This is a genomic window from Shewanella sp. T24-MNA-CIBAN-0130 (assembly GCF_040310185.1).
Taxonomy (GTDB): Bacteria; Pseudomonadota; Gammaproteobacteria; order Enterobacterales; family Shewanellaceae; genus Shewanella; species Shewanella psychromarinicola.
Map to the genome: position 1 here is coordinate 1 of NZ_JBEOPP010000598.1, position 230 is coordinate 230.

General features: G+C 40.0%; 1 protein-coding gene. It reads left to right on the forward strand.

The genetic code is table 11. The features are described from left to right. Positions 1 to 230 (forward strand): hypothetical protein (locus tag AAEZ02_RS23650; RefSeq protein WP_351125708.1); only part of this gene is annotated, 230 nt, incomplete at both ends.

A 230-nucleotide genomic window follows, 5' to 3' on the forward strand; every position in this document is an offset into this window, starting at 1 on the left:
TACCGGTTAACATTTTTGGTTTTGGCGCCCCAAGTCAAGATGCTATCAATTACATTAATACGGTTTCAACCGGAACCTCCATTATTAAGCAAACCGTGTTAGGCGGAACCATGACTAACTCTGGTATATTTGAATTACCAGCGGGTTATGTTGGTTTCTCTACCGGTGTTGAATACCGTAAAGAAGAAAGTGAAATCTTTGAGCCTAGCAATGCTAGTGATACTTTCTTT